This window comes from Goodfellowiella coeruleoviolacea (assembly GCF_024171785.1).
In the GTDB taxonomy this organism is placed as follows: Bacteria; Actinomycetota; Actinomycetes; order Mycobacteriales; family Pseudonocardiaceae; genus Goodfellowiella; species Goodfellowiella coeruleoviolacea.
Genome location: NZ_JAMTCK010000005.1, coordinates 38,056 through 53,764 on the forward strand (window position 1 = coordinate 38,056; position 15,709 = coordinate 53,764).

Annotated in this window: 18 protein-coding genes; 7 read left to right on the forward strand and 11 right to left on the reverse strand. The window is 73.3% G+C overall.

Annotated elements, in window-relative coordinates; genetic code table 11:
• Window positions 1-27 precede the first annotated feature (27 nt).
• Window positions 28-1,923, reverse strand: coding sequence for a methylmalonyl-CoA mutase family protein (locus LX83_RS11610; RefSeq protein ID WP_253770291.1), 1,896 nt, complete (start codon window positions 1,921-1,923; stop codon window positions 28-30).
• A gap of 240 nt (window positions 1,924-2,163) precedes the next feature.
• On the opposite strand from LX83_RS11610, the gene LX83_RS11615 reads away from it, so the two are divergent.
• The 3 genes from LX83_RS11615 (at window position 2,164) to LX83_RS11625 (ending at window position 6,658) form a co-directional block, all read left to right on the forward strand.
• Window positions 2,164-4,074, forward strand: coding sequence for a serine/threonine-protein kinase (locus tag LX83_RS11615; protein ID WP_253771105.1), 1,911 nt, complete (start codon window positions 2,164-2,166; stop codon window positions 4,072-4,074).
• A gap of 90 nt (window positions 4,075-4,164) precedes the next feature.
• A complete protein-coding gene (locus LX83_RS11620; RefSeq protein ID WP_253771107.1) occupies window positions 4,165-4,968 on the forward strand; it encodes a purine-nucleoside phosphorylase in 804 nt (267 codons plus the stop codon).
• A gap of 22 nt (window positions 4,969-4,990) precedes the next feature.
• Window positions 4,991-6,658 carry a phospho-sugar mutase gene (locus LX83_RS11625; protein ID WP_253770293.1) on the forward strand — a complete coding sequence of 556 codons (1,668 nt, stop codon included), beginning with the start codon at window positions 4,991-4,993 and terminating at the stop codon, window positions 6,656-6,658.
• A gap of 189 nt (window positions 6,659-6,847) precedes the next feature.
• Here the strand turns inward: LX83_RS11625 and LX83_RS11630 are convergent, their stop codons facing one another.
• A complete protein-coding gene (locus tag LX83_RS11630) occupies window positions 6,848-7,264 on the reverse strand; it encodes a hypothetical protein (protein WP_253770295.1) in 417 nt (138 codons plus the stop codon).
• A 218-nt stretch (window positions 7,265-7,482) separates the two neighbouring features.
• Window positions 7,483-7,821 (reverse strand): hypothetical protein, encoded by a 339-nt coding sequence (locus LX83_RS11635; RefSeq protein ID WP_253770297.1) that lies wholly within the window; start codon window positions 7,819-7,821, stop codon window positions 7,483-7,485.
• Window positions 7,822-7,999: 178 nt separating this feature from the next.
• Here LX83_RS11635 and LX83_RS11640 point away from each other — a divergent pair, with 178 nt between their 5' ends.
• Window positions 8,000-8,452, forward strand: coding sequence for a flavodoxin family protein (locus LX83_RS11640; protein WP_253770299.1), 453 nt, complete (start codon window positions 8,000-8,002; stop codon window positions 8,450-8,452).
• A gap of 25 nt (window positions 8,453-8,477) precedes the next feature.
• Here the strand turns inward: LX83_RS11640 and LX83_RS11645 are convergent, their stop codons facing one another.
• The 5 genes from LX83_RS11645 to LX83_RS11665 form a co-directional block, all read right to left on the reverse strand.
• Window positions 8,478-9,470, reverse strand: coding sequence for an aldo/keto reductase (locus LX83_RS11645; protein ID WP_253770301.1), 993 nt, complete (start codon window positions 9,468-9,470; stop codon window positions 8,478-8,480).
• 44 nt (window positions 9,471-9,514) lie between these two features.
• Window positions 9,515-10,510: an aldo/keto reductase gene (locus LX83_RS11650; RefSeq protein ID WP_253770303.1), complete on the reverse strand. Its 996-nt coding sequence runs from the start codon at window positions 10,508-10,510 to the stop codon at window positions 9,515-9,517.
• The gene (locus LX83_RS11655) at window positions 10,507-10,911 is read right to left on the reverse strand and encodes a MerR family transcriptional regulator (protein ID WP_253770305.1); all 405 of its coding nucleotides are present in this window, start codon (window positions 10,909-10,911) and stop codon (window positions 10,507-10,509) included. Before LX83_RS11655 ends, LX83_RS11650 begins: the two co-directional genes overlap by 4 nt.
• A 94-nt stretch (window positions 10,912-11,005) precedes the next feature.
• Window positions 11,006-11,389, reverse strand: coding sequence for a type II toxin-antitoxin system death-on-curing family toxin (locus tag LX83_RS11660; RefSeq protein ID WP_253770307.1), 384 nt, complete (start codon window positions 11,387-11,389; stop codon window positions 11,006-11,008).
• Window positions 11,390-11,424: 35 nt separating this feature from the next.
• Complete coding sequence (locus LX83_RS11665) at window positions 11,425-11,625, reverse strand: type II toxin-antitoxin system VapB family antitoxin (protein ID WP_253770309.1); 201 nt, start codon at window positions 11,623-11,625, stop codon at window positions 11,425-11,427.
• Between the two features lie 171 nt (window positions 11,626-11,796).
• Here LX83_RS11665 and LX83_RS11670 point away from each other — a divergent pair, with 171 nt between their 5' ends.
• Window positions 11,797-12,393 (forward strand): TetR/AcrR family transcriptional regulator, encoded by a 597-nt coding sequence (locus LX83_RS11670; protein ID WP_253770311.1) that lies wholly within the window; start codon window positions 11,797-11,799, stop codon window positions 12,391-12,393.
• Between the two features lie 18 nt (window positions 12,394-12,411).
• On the opposite strand, the gene upp is transcribed toward LX83_RS11670, so the two are convergent.
• Both upp and LX83_RS11680 read right to left on the reverse strand, forming a co-directional pair.
• A complete protein-coding gene (gene upp, locus LX83_RS11675) occupies window positions 12,412-13,035 on the reverse strand; it encodes a uracil phosphoribosyltransferase (protein ID WP_253770313.1) in 624 nt (207 codons plus the stop codon).
• 153 nt (window positions 13,036-13,188) lie between these two features.
• On the reverse strand, window positions 13,189-13,632 hold the full coding sequence (locus LX83_RS11680) for a YybH family protein (RefSeq protein WP_253770315.1): 444 nt from the start codon (window positions 13,630-13,632) through the stop codon (window positions 13,189-13,191).
• A 69-nt stretch (window positions 13,633-13,701) separates the two neighbouring features.
• Here LX83_RS11680 and LX83_RS11685 point away from each other — a divergent pair, with 69 nt between their 5' ends.
• On the forward strand, window positions 13,702-14,061 hold the full coding sequence (locus LX83_RS11685; RefSeq protein WP_253770316.1) for a winged helix-turn-helix transcriptional regulator: 360 nt from the start codon (window positions 13,702-13,704) through the stop codon (window positions 14,059-14,061).
• A 67-nt stretch (window positions 14,062-14,128) separates the two neighbouring features.
• Window positions 14,129-15,130: a Gfo/Idh/MocA family protein gene (locus LX83_RS11690; RefSeq protein WP_253770318.1), complete on the forward strand. Its 1,002-nt coding sequence runs from the start codon at window positions 14,129-14,131 to the stop codon at window positions 15,128-15,130.
• 137 nt (window positions 15,131-15,267) lie between these two features.
• On the opposite strand, the gene LX83_RS11695 is transcribed toward LX83_RS11690, so the two are convergent.
• Entirely contained in the window at window positions 15,268-15,633 is a 366-nt protein-coding gene (locus LX83_RS11695; protein WP_253770320.1) for an effector-associated constant component EACC1, read from the reverse strand.
• Window positions 15,634-15,709 lie beyond the last annotated feature (76 nt).

Below are 15,709 nucleotides of genomic sequence, written 5' to 3' on the forward strand. Positions count from 1 at the left end.
GTGCGGCAGACGCGGAGTCGGAAACGGTCACGGCGTGGCCTCCAGAGCGTCCAGGGTGCTGGTGAGGATGTCCAGGGCGGGACAGCCCAGGTGGACGAACTCGTCGATGTCCGCGTCGGTGTAGTCGGGCTTGGGCCGGCCGGCCAGCAGCACCCGGTGCGCACCCGCCGCCCTGAGCGCGGCGGCCACCTCAGCGGCCCGCTCGGCGTAGTCGCCGTCGGTGCCGCACAGGCAGGCGATGCGCGCGCCACTGGCCTGGAACGCGGCCACCACCTCGGCGGTGTCCCGGGTGGCGCCGGCCGACGGGGTGGCGATGCCGCCCGCGTTGAACAGGTTGGCCGCGAACCCGGCGCGGGCGTTGTGCCTGGCCACCGGGCCGAGGGTGGCCAGGAAGACGGCTGGCCGGGCGCCATCACCGCGCTCGCCTGGCCTGGCGGCCAGCCGATCCGCGCGGTCGCGCAGGGCCTCCCAGGCCTGGGCGTAGCGCACCCGCGGCAGGCCGCCGGTCGGCTCGGCCGGGGTGGGCGCGGGTGGTCGGATCACCGGTTGTTCGGCCAGGTTGGGGAACTCGCTGACGCCGGTGATCGGGTCGGTGCGGTCGGCCAGGTTGGCCGAGCGGCGCGCCCAGGTCTCGGCCAGCCGGTCGGCGACCAGGCCCGAGGTCAGCGCGGCGGCCAGGCCGCCGGCGCGCTCGATGTCCTGGAACCACGCCCACGCGGTGTGCGCCAGCTCGTCGGTGAGCCGTTCCACGTACCAGGAGCCGCCGGCCGGGTCGATCACCCCGGCCAGCCTGGCCTCGTCCACCAGCACCGCCTGGGTGTTGCGGGCGACGCGGCGGGCGAAGTCGTCGGAGACGCCGATGGCCGAGTCGAACGGCAGCACGGTGATGGCCTCGGCCCCGCCGACGCCGGCCGCGAAGCAGGCGATGGTGGTGCGCAGCATGTTCACCCACGGGTCGCGGCGGGTCATCATGGCCGCCGAGGTGACCGCGTGCTGGGTCTGCGCGCGGGCCGGCTCACCCGCCCCGCACACCTCGGTGACCCGGGCCCACAGCCGGCGGGCCGCGCGCAGCTTGGCGATGGTGAGGAACTGGTCGGTGCTGGCCGCGTAGCGGAACTCCAGCTGGCCGCAGGCCACGTCCACGGGCAGGCCGGCGGTGGTGAGCGCACGCAGGTAGGCCAGGCCGGCCGCGATGGAGCAGCCCAGTTCCTGGGTGTCCGAGCCGCCCGCGTCGTGGTAGGGCAGCGCGTCCACCACCAGGGTGCGCAGCCGGGGGTACCGCGGGGCGCAGCGCACCACCAGGGCGGCGGCCTGCGCCAGGTCCGGCGCGGCGCCGGTGCGGGCGAGCAGCCCGAGCGGGTCGGCGCCGAGGTTGCCGCTGACCTGGCTGGCCGGCACGGCCTGGTCGGTGTGCAGGCGGAGCAGTTCGGCCGCGGCCTCGGCGAACTCCGCGCCCGCGTCCAGCACGACCGGGGCCAGGTCCAGGTGGACGCCGTCCAGCGCGGTGGCCAACTCGGTCACGGGCACGCCGTCGCCCTGGCCCACCCGCAGCCACACCGAGGTGACGCCGCCGGCCAGGTCGGCCAGGACCGCGTCCCGGGTCTGGGCGGGGGTGGTGCCGAGACCGTGGCGCTGGCGCACGTCCCACCCGGTCAGCACCGCGCCCTGCGGCCGGCTGCCCCGCACGAACGGCGGCAGGCCGGGCAGGCCGGGGTCGGGTGCCCGGTCGTCGGCGGTGTACAGCGGCTGGATCGTGATTCCGTCGTAGGTGGTGCTGGTCAGCAGCTGCTCCACCGGTCCGGAGTGCGCCGCGGTGTCCACTCCCGACTTCCGGAGCACCCCCTCGACCAGAGCACGCCAGTCGTTCCTGGTCGCCGTGGGAAATTCGGCGGCCAGTGTCAACTCGCCAGACGACTCCATCATGCCCCGCAATGTTACTTATTAGTAGCTCGGCCGGTTGTGTGAGCTGAGCCGCCGTGAACGATGCAGTTGGTCGAGAAAAACCTATCTACAAATCACCGTAAGCATGACCCCTAAAACCGGACCTATGCCCGTCCTGGTGGGTGCTTGTGAAGAATAGGGGGCGTGGATGTGGACCCCCCTTCACCCGAACGCCTGATCGCGGACCGCTATCGGTTGCAGCGCGTGCTTGGCCGCGGGTCGATGGGCACGGTGTGGGCCGCCTACGACGAGGTGCTGCTCCGCCGCGTGGCCGTCAAGGAGGTGCTGCGTCCACTGGGCATGCCCGAGACCGAGGCCGACGAGCTGCGCGAGCGCACCCTGCGCGAGGCACGCGCCATCGCCACCCTGTCCCACCCCAACGTGGTCACCCTGCACGACGTGGTGCGGCACGAGGGCGAGCCGTACGTGGTCATGGAGCTGGTCCCGTCCTACAGCCTCGGGGAGCTGCTGCGCGCCCAGGGACCGCTGAACACCACCCAGGCCGCCGCGGTGGCCGACGCCGTGGCCGCCGCGCTGGAGGCCGCGCACCGCGCCCGGATCACCCACCGCGACGTCAAGCCGGGCAACGTGCTGGTCGGCGAGGACGGGCGGATCAAGCTCACCGACTTCGGCATCGCCCGCAACATGGCCGAGGCCACCATGACCAGCAGCGGCATGGTGCTGGGTTCGCCCGCCTACATCGCGCCGGAGGTGGCCTCCGGCGACGAGGTCACCCCCGCCGCCGACCTGTGGGGGCTGGGCGCCACCCTGTTCGCCGCGGTCGAGGGCCACCCGCCCTACGACGCGGACGGCGACCCGGTGGAGACCGTCTCCCAGGTGATCCAGGCGCCGGTGCCGAGGCCGACGCGGGCCGGGGAGCTGGAACCGGTGATCACCGCGCTGATGGTCAAGGACCCGGCCGAGCGCCTGCCCCTGGTCGAGGTGCGCAAGCAGATCTACTCGCTGCTGCCCGAGCCGGGTGCCCAGGTCTTCCCACCCACCGGGGAGGTTCGCGGCGGTGAGGGCGGCGGCCGGGCCACCGGCACCGCGGCGCTGCCCGAGCGGCCACGCCGACCGAGGCAGCCGAGCCGGGCCAAGCCGGCCATCGCCCCGGACACGCCCCTGGCCGCGGACCCCGGCCCGCTGCCGTTCGGCCCCGGCGCGGCCGCCTCGTCGGCCCCGCCGTCGTCCCCGCTGCCCGAGGCCGGTTCGCCCGAGGCCGGTTCGCCCGCTGCCGCCGCACCGCTCGCCGCCGACCCAGGGCCGCTGCCGTTCCCGCTGGCCGACACCGCCCCGACAAAGGTGCGCCCGTTCGTCGCGATCAGCACGGACACCAGCACGGGCACCAGCACCGGTCCCGGCACGGACACCAGCACGGATACCAGTACGGGCACCAGCACGGATACCAGCGTCGGCACCGGCACCGGTGTCGCACCGGCCCGGCGCCGGGTGCGCGACACCCTGGTGGTGCTCGTCGCGGTGGTGCTGTTCGTGCTGGCGAGCGTGACCGGATTCGTGCTGGCCAGGACCGTCAGCGGGCAGGCGGTGCTGCCGCCGGCGACGTCCACGGTGAGCCCGCAACCGGCCTCGCCCATGGAGGGGCTGGCGCCGACCACCGCCCAGGCCATCACCGCCATGGGCGAGCAGGGCGGCCGGTTCAGCCTGCACGTGCCGCAGGGCTGGTCGCAGTACGTGGAGCAACGGGCCGGCGACTCGTTACCGCCGAGCACCGTGGTGCACTTCGTCTCGCCCTACGGCGAGGACGAGCTGACCGTGCAGCGCTACCCCAGGTTCTTCCCCACCTACCAGGTCAGCGAGTACCTGGCGGCGGTGAGCGAGCCCTGGCCCGATGGCGGCTACGTGGAGCAGGTCCAGCAGGTCGACAAGACCGCCACGACCGGGCCGGAGCCGGCCCGCACCCTGGTCTACCGGACCGTGGAGCGCGCCCAGCGGTCACCCGCCAGCCGGACCACCGAGCCCGAGCCGACCCAGCGCCGCACCCACTTCCTGCGGGTGCTGCCGGTGGGCAGCGACCTGTGGGTGGTCGGCGTGAGCGTGCCCTCCGACCACGAGGAGAACGGCCAGCGCGAGCTGTTCGCGAAGATCATGCCGACCTTCGCCACCACCGGCTGAGCCCGCCGTCGGGCGCGGGCTCGGCGGGTGACCGGCCGGTGCTGGCTTAGGCTCTGGCTCGTGACCGGTACCAAAGACGACACCGCTGCCATCACCGACACCCGGGAAACCGACACCCTGGCCGCCGCGGCCGCGCGGGCCATCGCCGAGCGCACCGGGGTGGACAAGCACGACGTGGCCGTGGTGCTCGGCTCCGGCTGGGCGCCAGCCGCGGACATCATCGGCACGCCCGAGGCCGAGGTGCCCATGGCCGAACTGCCCGGCTTCCTCGCGCCCAAGGTGCTCGGTCACGGCGGCACCATGCGCTCGGTGCGGGTGGGCGAGACGAGGGTGCTGGTGCTGCTCGGTCGCACCCACCACTACGAGGGCCACGGTGTGCGGCGCGTGGTGCACGGCGTGCGCACGGCCGTGGCGGCCGGCTGCCGCACGGTGATGCTGACCAACGCGGCCGGTGGCCTGCGCGAGGGCATGCGCGTCGGCCAGCCCGTGCTGATCAGCGACCACCTGAACCTGACCGCGACGTCACCGCTGGTCGGCGCGCACTTCGTGGACCTGACCGACCTGTACTCGGCGCGGTTGCGCCAGCTGGCGCAGCGCATCGACCCGAGCCTGGCCGAGGGCGTGTACGCCGGCCTGCCCGGCCCGCACTTCGAGACGCCCGCCGAGATCCGGATGCTGCGCACCCTGGGCGCCGACCTGGTCGGCATGTCCACGGTGCTGGAGGCCATCGCGGCCAGGGCGGCCGGCGCCGAGGTGTTCGGCCTGTCCCTGGTGACCAACCTGGCCGCGGGCATGACCGGGGAGCCGCTCAACCACGAGGAGGTGCTGGCCGCCGGTCGGGACGCGGCCGGCCGCATGGGTGAGCTGCTGCGCGACCTGGCCGGCCAGGCGTGACACCGCTGGGTGGGGTGACCTCGTGACGCTGCGACCTGACCTGCGCGACGCCGCGTTCCGCTGGATCGCCGACGACCCGGACCACGGCACCCGCGCCGAACTCCAGCGGGTGCTGGCCGAGGCCATGGCCGGCAAGCCGACGGCGGTGACCGAGCTGACCGACCGGATGTCCGGCCCGCTCACCTTCGGCACGGCCGGGCTGCGCGGGCCGGTGCGGGCCGGCCCCAACGGCATGAACGTGGCCGTGGTCGTGCGCACCACGGCCGGGCTGGCCGACTGGCTGCGCGCCCGGGGCCACGCCGGCGGGCTGGTGCTGGTGGGCCGGGACGCGCGGCACGGGTCGGAGCGGTTCGCCTCGGCCGCGGCCGGGGTGCTCGCCGCCGCCGGGTTCCAGGTGCGGATGCTGCCCCGGCCGCTGCCCACGCCGGTGCTGGCCCACCTGACCCGCCACCAGCCGGCGGTCGCCGGCATCCAGATCACCGCGTCGCACAACCCGCCCGGCGACAACGGCTACAAGCTCTACCTCGGCGACGGCACCCAGATCGTGCCGCCGGCCGACCGGGAGATCGAGGCGGCGATCAGCGCGGTGGCCTCCGCCATGGCCGTGCCCACCTCGGCCGACTGGGGGCTGGTCGAGGAGCCGCTGATCGAGTCCTACCTGGACCGGGTGGCCGGTCTGCCGCGCGGTGCCGCGCGCGAGCTGCGCGTGGTGCTGACCGCCATGCACGGGGTGGGCGCGGACACGGCCGTGACGGCGCTGCGCCGCGCGGGCTTCACCGACGTGCGGCTGGTGGCCGAGCAGGCCGAGCCCGACCCGGACTTCCCCACCGTGTCATTCCCCAACCCGGAGGAACCGGGCGCGGCCGACCTGCTGCTGGAGCTGGCCGCCGGCACCGAGGCCGACCTGGCGATCGCGCTCGACCCGGACGCGGACCGGTGCGCGCTGGGCGTGCGGGAGCGGGACGGCTCGTGGCGGATGCTGCGCGGTGACGAGACCGGCGTGCTGCTCGGCGAGCACGTGCTGTCCACTCTGGACAGAACGGCGCACCCGGACCCGCTGGTGGCCACCACGATCGTGTCGGCGAGCCAGCTGGAATCCGTGGCGCGCAAGCACAACGTGCGCTACGACGAGACGCTGACCGGGTTCAAGTGGCTGGTCCGGTCCGGTGTGGACGGTGCGGGAACCGGACTGGTCTACGCCTACGAGGAGGCGCTCGGGCACTGCGTCGACCCGGACGGGGTGCGCGACAAGGACGGCATCTCCGCGGCCGTGCTCGCCTGCGATCTCGCCGCGGGCCTGAAGGCGGCGGGGCGCAGCCTGCTGGACGCGCTGGACGAGCTGGCCGCCGAGCACGGCGTGCACCTGACCGACCAGGTGTCGGTGCGGGTGACCGAGCTGAGCCAGATCGGCGCGCTGATGGCCCGGCTGCGCGCGCGACCGCCGGCCGAGTTGGCCGGGGTGGCGATCGAGGTGGAAGACCTGCTGCCGCGCACCGACGGGCTGCGGCTGACCGGGCCGGGCGTGCGCGTGGTGGTCCGGCCGTCGGGCACCGAGCCGAAGCTGAAGTCCTACCTGCAGGTGATCGAGCCGGTGGCGGAGCCGGGGTTGACCGCGGCCCGGCGGCGCGCGGGCGAACGGCTGGCCGACCTGCGGTCGGCCGTAACCGAGTTGTTGGCCAACACCACCTGATCGGACCAGTCTTACCCGGGAGTTGTCCACAGGCCAGCGAGGTTGTCCACAGGGCTCTCGCTGGCCTTCCCGTGGCGGGTGGGCGTGGATAGGCTGGTGCCGGGGTCGCCCCCCTGGGAGGGCGGGGGCTGCGCTGCCGCGCCTGTGACCAGCCACAACCGCGGCGGTGGCCGGTCGCCGGCGAACACGTCACCCCACCGCGCTCGGCGGCCGCTCCCGCACCGGTTCCACACCGAACTTGTAGCTCATGAAACGCCAGAACAGCGGCACGGCTTCGGCGCTTGGCCGGAAGATCCGGTCATCGTGGCCGGTGATCGAACGGTGCTCGATGAACACGCCACCCGCGCCCACATAGCCCGACCAGGGCGATCGGACGATGACGACCTCGATGGGCGGCCGCTGCGGCACCGGCCGCGCCGTGACGATCAGGTCGTGCACGGAGGTGAGCGCCGCCAGTCGCTGCTCGCCCCCGCACTCCACCACGCTGTCGACGATGTGCGCCATGTGGCGCAACTCGGGGTGTTGTCCGGCCAACTCGTGGAACCTGGCGACGATGACACCCCAGGCGACCTCGTGGAAGGGGTCGCGCCACGCTCGCGAGTTCATGCGCACGCGACCAGTGTTCCAGCCAACCACCGGGCGGCCCCACCACACCGGAGCCGCACCTGCTCGGTCCACCCGGGCGGGTCGCGCGCTGCCGCACCTCGTGCCCAGCCCGCAACACGCGGACGGCGGAATGGGGAACTCGGGCGGGCCGGGCCAGCCGGAGCCGGCCGGAGTTCCCCGTTCCCGGGTGGTTCACCCGGGTCAGCCCCGCCGGGGGCTCAGGCGGTCATCAGCGTGAACACCAGCGCGAGCACGGCGATGACCAGCGCGACACCGGCCACCAGGTAGGGCCGGATGGTGGGTGCGCTCACCGGCTTGGCCCCGTCCTCGGTGCACGCCGCGACCGCGATCCGGCCGAACGCGTAGCCGAGGCTGGTCAGGCACACGCCCAGACCCATCAGCAACAGGTTCACGCCGATCGCGCTGTGGTCCACCGTCGGCCACACCGACAGGGCGAACAGGGGCAGGCCGACCAGGCCGAACCCCCCGGCGAGCACGAACCCGTAGGTGATTCGCCGGCGTCTGCTTCCGGTCAGCACATTGGGGGGAGCGAGCATGACACCAGTATCCCGGTCCGACGGCACCGGCCATGCCCGCACCGCCCCGGCGATCCTCGGTTGCGGGCCGCGGTCGGGACCGGCAGGCTGCACCCGTGCGGCGACAGCGAGTGGGCGGCGCGGCGAGTGTCCGCGAGCGCGGAGCGGAGCAGGGGCGGAACCGAACGACCGGACAGCCGTGCCCACCCTGCTGATCGTGCACCACACCCCGTCCCCGGCGGTGCGGGAGATGGTCGAGGCGGTGCACGCGGGCGCCACCGCGCCGGAGATCGAGGGCGTGACCGTGGTGGTGCGGCCCGCCCTGGCCGCCACCGCCGTGGACGTGCTCGCCGCCGACGGCTACCTGCTCGGCACGCCGGCCAACCTCGGCTACATGAGCGGCGCCCTCAAGCACATGTTCGACCTGGTCTACTACCCGTGCCTGGACGCGACCAGGGGCCGCCCCTACGGCCTGTTCGTGCACGGCAACCAGGGCGTCGAGGGCGCGGTGCGCGCGGTGGAGGGCATCACCAGGGGCATGGGCTGGGAGAAGGCCGCCGAACCCGCGGTGGTGCTGGGGCAGCCGGGCAAGGCCGACCTCGAAGCGTGCTGGGAGTTGGGTGCCACGCTCGCGGCCGGCCTGATGCCCTGATCCGGTCAGCCCCGCCGGTTGGCTGCTACCGGTTGAGCAGCGGGAGCATCTGCTCGGCGTAGCGGGTGCCGGCCACCGCGTCGGCTGGCACGGCCGCCTCGATCGCGGCGATGTCCTCTTCGGACAGTTCGATGCCGACCGCGGCCACGTTCTCCTCCAGGTAGGTGCGCCGCTTGGTCCCCGGAATCGGCACCACGTCCGCACCCCGGCTCTGCACCCACGCCAACGCCAACTGGCCCGCGCTCACCCCGCGCTGCTCGGCCAACGCCCGCAACGCCGCCACGATCGCCAGGTTGCGCTCCAGGTTGCCCTCGGCGAACCGGGGCATGCTGGTCTGCCGGATGTCGTTCGGGTCGAAGTCGCCGGCGCTGGCGAACCGGCCGGTGAGGAAGCCCCGGCCCAGCGGCGAGTAGGCGACCACGCCGATGCCCAGTTCCCGGCAGGTCGGCAGGATCTCCGCCTCCAGGTCGCGCGTCCACAGCGACCACTCGGTCTGCAGCGCGGTGATCGGGTGCACGGCGTGCGCCCGGCGGATCGTCGCCGCCCCCGCCTCGGACAGCCCCAGGTAGCGGACCTTGCCCTGCGCCACCAGCTCGGCCATCGCCCCGACCGTCTCCTCGATCGGCACGGACGGGTCCACCCGGTGCTGGTAGTACAGGTCGATGTGGTCCACGCCCAACCGCCGCAGCGACGCCTCACACGCCTGCCGCACGTACGCGGCATCACCCCGCACGCCGCGGGTCGTCGGGTCGTCGTCGCGCACGATGCCGAACTTGGTGGCCAGCACCACCTGGTCACGCCGGTCCGCGATGGCCCGACCCACCAGCTCCTCGTTGGCGCCCCTGCCGTACATGTCAGCGGTGTCCAGCAGGGTCACCCCCAGCTCCAGCGCCCGGTGGATGGTGGCGATGGACTCGGTCTCGTCCCCACTGCCGTAGAACTCGCTCATTCCCATGCAGCCCAGGCCCTGGGCGCTGGTGGTCAACGCCCCCAGGCGTCGAGTCGGCAGCGTTGTCATGGTTGCTCGTCTCCCCAGATCAGCTCGAATCCACACTGGACGGTTCAGCGGCCGGTCAGGCGCTCGTTCTCCTCGGTGTAGCGGGTGCCGGCCACCGCGTCGGCTGGCACGGCCGCCTCGATCGCCGCGATGTCCTCTTCGGACAGTTCGATGCCGACCGCGGCCACGTTCTCCTCCAGGTAGGTGCGCCGCTTGGTCCCCGGAATCGGCACCACGTCCGCACCCCGGCTCTGCACCCACGCCAACGCCAACTGGCCCGCGCTCACCCCGCGCTGCTCGGCCAACGCCCGCAACGCCGCCACGATCGCCAGGTTGCGCTCCAGGTTGCCCTCGGCGAACCGGGGCAGGCCGCGGCGCATGTCGTCGGCCGGCATGTCCTTGGTGGACTGGACCTGGCCGGTGAGGAAGCCCCGGCCCAGCGGGGAGAACGGCACGATGCCGATGCCCAGCTCCCGGCAGGTCGGCACGACCTCGGCCTCGATGCCCCTGGTCCACAGGGACCACTCGCTCTGCAGCGCGGTGATCGGGTGCACGGCGTGCGCCCGGCGGATCGTCGCCGCCCCCGCCTCGGACAGCCCCAGGTAGCGGACCTTGCCCTGCGCCACCAGCTCCGCCATCGCCCCGACCGTCTCCTCGATCGGCACCGACGGGTCCACCCGGTGCTGGTAGTACAGGTCGATGTGGTCCACGCCCAACCGCCGCAGCGACGCCTCACACGCCTGCCGCACGTACGCGGCATCACCCCGGACCGGCCGCTGCGTGCCGTGGGCCGCGTCCCCGCTGGGCACGAACGCGAACTTGGTGGCCAGCACCACCTGGTCGCGCCGGTCCGCGATGGCCCGGCCCACCAGCTCCTCGTTCGCGCCGAGCCCGTACACGTCGGCGGTGTCCAGCAGGGTCACCCCCAGCTCCAGCGCCCGGTGGATGGTGGCGATGGACTCGGCGTCGTCGGGCTGGCCGTAGGCGGTGCTCATGCCCATGCAGCCCAGGCCCTGGGCGCTGACCCGCAACTGGCCGAGGTGTCGGGTGGGCAGGGTCATGCGGTCGCCTCCTGAGGCAGGTCGTTGAGCAGGTGGGCGTGCTTGCGCTCGATCTGGTCGTAGTGGTCGATCTTGTAGTCGAGGACGTCGAGGCACTTGGTCAGTTCGGCGACGCGTTCCCGGACCGAGGCGCGGTGCTCGACCAGGATCTGCTTGCGGAGCGCGGCCGTGCCGACGCCGCCGTGCCGCAGCCGGGCGTACTCCCGCATCATCCGGATCGGCATGCCGGTGGTGCGCAGCCTGGTCAGGAACTCCAGCCAGCCCAGGTCGTCCTCGCTGTAGGAACGGCGCCCGCCCGAGTCCCTGGCCGGCGGGTCCACTAGGCCGATGCGCTCGTAGTAGCGCAAGGTGTCAATGGACAGCCCACTGCGGGCCGCCGCCTGCGCGATCGAGAAGTTCACGTGGTCGACCGTAGGAGCTGGAGTACGCTCCAGGTCAACCCGAGTGAGCGGTACCACCTCGACCGAATCGGGTGAATGTCCAGTTCAGGACGGGTTAGCCCGGTTTTTCGGTGGCGAACGCGGCCAGCCGCCCCGCTGCTTCCGGCACTTCCACGTGACCGCGTGCGACCTCGCGCACCAGGGTGAGGGCCGCGTCCTCGTCGGCGTCCACCCACCAGCCGTTGATGTCGCAGAAGGTGACCGCGGCCACCCAGCCCAGCCGCCAGTTGCCCTGCACCAGCGGGCGGGCGCGCACGATCGAGTCCATCAGGGCGGCGGCCTTGAGCCACAGCGTGTCGTAGGCCTCCACGCCCAGCACGGTGGAGCGCGGCCGGTGCGCGGCCGAGTCCAGCAGGCCGAGGTCGCGGATCAGCAGGTCGCCATCGGTTGCCGCGGTGGCCAGGATGAGCAGGTCACCGGCGTCCAGGTAGTTCGTCACGAACGAGTGCGGTCACTTCGGTCGGTGGGCGGGGGTCAGGCTGAGCCGAGTCGGTCGAGCAGGCTCCGGTACCGGGGCAGCACCCGGCTGAGCACCTCGTCGAGCTGTTCCTGCTTGTGCAGCTTGGCCCAGCGCTCGGCCAGGGCGAGCCGCACGATCTCCTGCTTCGAGCGTCCCTCGGCCTCGGCGAGTTCGGCGAGGCGCTCGTTCTCCTCGTCGGTCAAACGCAGTGTCATGGCCACACCGCCACGGTACCAGCGTGATACCACTCCCGACACCGCCTCGGCGACCACCTGCTGGGACGAGCACCTCCGCTGAGGCATCCTTGCCTGGTCAACGCGGGTGCACCGGCCCGCGGACATACAGTAACGCGGTTACCAAACCAGCCCCGCCGAGGTTTCAAGCCAGTGCCACGACCCAAGACACACGACGAGAACCTGCGTGTCCGGCTGCTCGACCGAGCCGGTGAACTGCTCTCCGCCGAGGGACCGGCGGCACTGAGCCTGCGCCGGCTGGCCAGCGAGTGCGACACCTCGACCACCGCGGTGTACTCGCTGTTCGGCGGCAAACCCGGGCTGGTGCGGGAGCTGTACCTGGAGGCGTTCCAGCGCTTCGGCGACCGCCTGTCCGCGGTCCCGGCCACCGACGACCCGGTGGAGGACCTGGTGCAGCTGGGCCTGGCCTACCGGGCCGGCGCACTGTCCGACCCGCACCTGTACGCGGTGCTGTTCAACCAGGTCATCCCGGGTTTCGTGCCCGATCCGGAGGCCGCCACCCAGGTGCGCGGCACGTTCGCGCCGCTGCTGGCCGCGGCCAGCCGGGGCGTGGCCGAGGGCGTGCTGGCCGACCAGCCGCCCCAGGAGATCGCCCTGGCCGCCTGGGCCAACGCGCACGGCCTGGTCAGCCTGGAACTCACCGCGCCGACCCTGCTCGGCTCGGCCGGGGTGGAGCAGATGTACGAGACCGCGCTGCGCGCGCACGTCAACGGCTGGCGCCGGCGCTAGCCCGCCCCAGCCGCACGCTCACACCGCGCCGTACTGCCGGTCGCCGGCGTCGCCCAGCCCGGGCACGATGTAGCCGGAGTCGTTGAGCCGCTCGTCCACGCTCGCGGTCACCAGCCGCACCGGCAGCCCGGACTCCTCCAGGTGCCGGATGCCCTCGGGCGCGGCCAGCGCGCACACCGCGGTCACGTCGGTGGCGCCGCGCTCGGTCAGCAGGGTGATGGTGTGCGCCATGGACCCGCCGGTGGCCAGCATCGGGTCCAGCACCAGCACGGGCCGGTCGGCCACGCTCTCCGGCAGCGACTCCAGGTAGGGCGTGGGCCGCAGCGTGGTCTCGTCGCGGGCCAACCCGACGAACCCCATCTGGGCCTCGGGGATCAGCTTGTGCGCCTGGTCGGCCATGCCCAGGCCGGCGCGCAGCACCGGGACCAGCAGCGGCGGGTTGGCCAGCCGGTAGCCCACGGTCCTGGCCACCGGGGTGTGCACGCGCTCGGTGGTCACCGGCGCACCGCGCATGGCCTCGTAGACCAGCATCACGGTCAGCTCGTGCAGCGCTGCCCGGAAGGTGGCGTTGTCCGCCCGAGCATCGCGCATGGTGGTCAACCGAGCGCGGGCCAGCGGGTGATCGACGACAAGCACGTCCATGAGCAGACACGGTAACCGGTGACAGACCGCGCCGACGGGTGAACCGAACCGGCCTGACCTCGCCCAACCAGCCCACGCCCCGGGCGGCGGTGCCGCTCCCCCGCTCACCGGCTCACGCCGTGCGAGCGGCGCTCCGCCTAACTCGCACCCGGCTCACGCCGTGCCGAACGGGTTGTCGATCACGTACCGCCAGTGGCCGTCCGCGCCCCGCCGGGCCACGTCCGTGGCGGTGCCGGCCACGTGCACGGGCGCGCCGTCCGGGCCGGTCCCCTCGATCACCCAGTCCACGATGAGCAGTGCCAGGTCACCGGCCACGTAGGTGTGCCGGGGCCGCACCTGGATGGGCAGGCCGAGATCCAGCAGCTCCTGGTTGGCCCTGGCCCGCGCCGCGCCGGTGACCGGCTCGCCCGGCCTCGGCACGAGCAGCCCGCCCGGCTCGTACAGCTGGTCCACCACCGCGCCGCGACCGGTGTTGAACGCGCGGGCGAACGCCGCCGGGTGCGCCTCGGCGGCGGTGCTCAGCGCGGCCGGCTGGCTATCGTCACGCTGGTGAGTCGACTGGCGAACGGGCTGGTGAGTGGGCTGGTGAGTGGTCATGACCACAGTGAAGACGGGCCGCGAACGGGTCACCAAACGGAAACCCACGGCCGGTGGGACCCGGAACTGGTGCCCGACGAGCGGGGCCGGACCGCGCGGCCGGAGCCGGACTGCCCGGTCGAGGTGGCCCTGGCCGCCATCGCCGGCCGGTGGACCACGCTGGTGCTGCGCGAGCTGATGCACGGGTCGCGCTCGTTCGGGGAACTCCGCGCCGCCCTGCCCGCGCTCAGCGCCAAGGTGCTCACCGAGCGGCTGCGCGAACTGGCGGCCAGGGGCCTGGTGGACCGGCGGCGGACGGCCGGCTTCCCGGTGCGCACCAGCTACCAGCTCACCCCCGCCGGCCAGCTGCTGCGTCCGCTGCTGGTCGCGCTCTACCAGACCGGCACGGCCCTGCTCGACACTACGATGCCAGGGGCGCGCGGCGCCTGATCCGACCCGGCCTGGCGAGGCGCGCCCTGGTCAACGGCGCACCAGCCACGAGCGAGGGGAACGGCGAATGGTGGACCACGTGCGGATCGGCATCCTCGGCGCGGCCCGGATCGCGCCCACCGCGCTCGTCCGCCCGGCCCGGCGGTCCCGCGAGGCGCGGGTGGTGGCGGTCGCGGCGCGCGATCCCGAGCGGGCCCGCCAGTTCGCCGGCCGGCACGGCATTCCCGTGGTGCACCGGGACTACCAGGCGCTGCTGGACGACCCCAGCATCGACGCGGTCTACAACCCGCTGCCCAACGGCCTGCACGGCCGGTGGACGCTGGCCGCGCTGGCCGCCGGCAAGCACGTGCTGTGCGAGAAGCCGTTCGCCGCCAACGCCGAGGAGGCCCGCACCGTGGCCAGGGCGGCCAGGGACAGCGGGCGGGTGGTGCTGGAGGCGTTCCACTACCGCTACCACCCGTTGGCGCAGCGCATGCGCAACATCGTGGAGAGCGGGGAGCTGGGCATGATCCAGCACGTGGAGGCGTGGATGTGCCTGCCGCTGCCGAGGTTCTCCGACATCCGCTACCGGTTCGACCTGGCCGGCGGCGCGCTGATGGACGCCGGCTGCTACGCCGTGCACCTGGTGCGGCTGCTCGGCGGCGTCCCCGAGGGCGAACCCCAGGTGGTGTCCGCCAGGGCGCGGCGGCACGGCGTGGACGTGGACCGGTTCATGCGCGCGCGGCTGCGGTTCCCGGCCGGGCACACCGGCCAGGTGGTGGCCTCGCTGTGGTCGCCGACCACGCCGCTGCGGATCTCGGCCAAGGTGGTGGGCGACGCGGGCGAGCTGCGGGTGCTCAACCCGGTCGCGCCGCAGTACTTCCACCGGCTGGCCGTGCGCACCGACGACCACCACCGCACCGAGCACTTCGGCCGCCGCTCCAGTTACGCCTACCAGCTGGACGCGTTCACCGCCGCGGTGTTGCGCGGTGCGCCGGTGCTCACCCCGCCCGAGGACGCCATCGCCACCATGAGCGTGGTCGACGACATCTACCGGGCCGCCGGCCTGCCGCTGCGCCAGCCCAGTTGAGGCCGGCGGGGTGGCGGTGCCGGGTGGTCCGATCGGGCGAGGGTCACCCGTTTGGGCCTGCGTGAAGTGTCAACTCGGGGGGTTTGCACAGTCGACTCGCGCGGGGTGGGGGTGGGGGATCACCCCAACGGGTGGGGTTACTGGTCGGGGCGGTCGAAGAACTCGTCGATCGCGCGTTGGGTGTCGGCGCGCGTGGTGCCGGTGATCTCCAGGGAGCGGTCGCCGTCGCGCACCACGATCTTGCGGTCGCGGCCCCGGTTCACCCAGTCCTGCAACACCTTGCCCAACTGCACCAGCACCCGCGAGCTGGCCAGCGCCACGATGATCGTGCTGACCGTGGCCGGGTCGACCGCCTTGGCACCCGGCGGCAGCTCACCCCCTGGCGCGAACTCCACCCGCGCCACGTCCAGCGCGCGCAGTTCGCCGCGCAGCTGCCGGGCCTGCTCGTCCACCTCGCCCGGTTCGCCCAGCACGGTCACGGACACCACCGGAGCAGTCACCATGTCCCCTCCCCTGAAGCGGCTGAACCGCAACACTATCGGTCCCGCGACCACGGTGGGCGACCATATGATCACGGCT

Bases quoted from the DNA above. Each gene is read 5' to 3' on its own strand.
- LX83_RS11610 (WP_253770291.1), bottom strand. From the start codon at position 1,923: ATGATGGAGTCGTCTGGCGAGTTGACACTGGCCGCCGAATTTCCCACG.
- LX83_RS11615 (WP_253771105.1), top strand. From the start codon at position 2,164: ATGGGCACGGTGTGGGCCGCCTACGACGAGGTGCTGCTCCGCCGCGTG.
- LX83_RS11630 (WP_253770295.1), bottom strand. From the start codon at position 7,264: ATGAACTCGCGAGCGTGGCGCGACCCCTTCCACGAGGTCGCCTGGGGT.
- LX83_RS11635 (WP_253770297.1), bottom strand. From the start codon at position 7,821: ATGCTCGCTCCCCCCAATGTGCTGACCGGAAGCAGACGCCGGCGAATC.
- LX83_RS11645 (WP_253770301.1), bottom strand. From the start codon at position 9,470: ATGACAACGCTGCCGACTCGACGCCTGGGGGCGTTGACCACCAGCGCC.
- LX83_RS11650 (WP_253770303.1), bottom strand. From the start codon at position 10,510: ATGACCCTGCCCACCCGACACCTCGGCCAGTTGCGGGTCAGCGCCCAG.
- LX83_RS11665 (WP_253770309.1), bottom strand. From the start codon at position 11,625: ATGACACTGCGTTTGACCGACGAGGAGAACGAGCGCCTCGCCGAACTC.
- upp (WP_253770313.1), bottom strand. From the start codon at position 13,035: ATGGACGTGCTTGTCGTCGATCACCCGCTGGCCCGCGCTCGGTTGACC.
- LX83_RS11680 (WP_253770315.1), bottom strand. From the start codon at position 13,632: ATGACCACTCACCAGCCCACTCACCAGCCCGTTCGCCAGTCGACTCAC.
- LX83_RS11690 (WP_253770318.1), top strand. From the start codon at position 14,129: ATGGTGGACCACGTGCGGATCGGCATCCTCGGCGCGGCCCGGATCGCG.
- LX83_RS11695 (WP_253770320.1), bottom strand. From the start codon at position 15,633: ATGGTGACTGCTCCGGTGGTGTCCGTGACCGTGCTGGGCGAACCGGGC.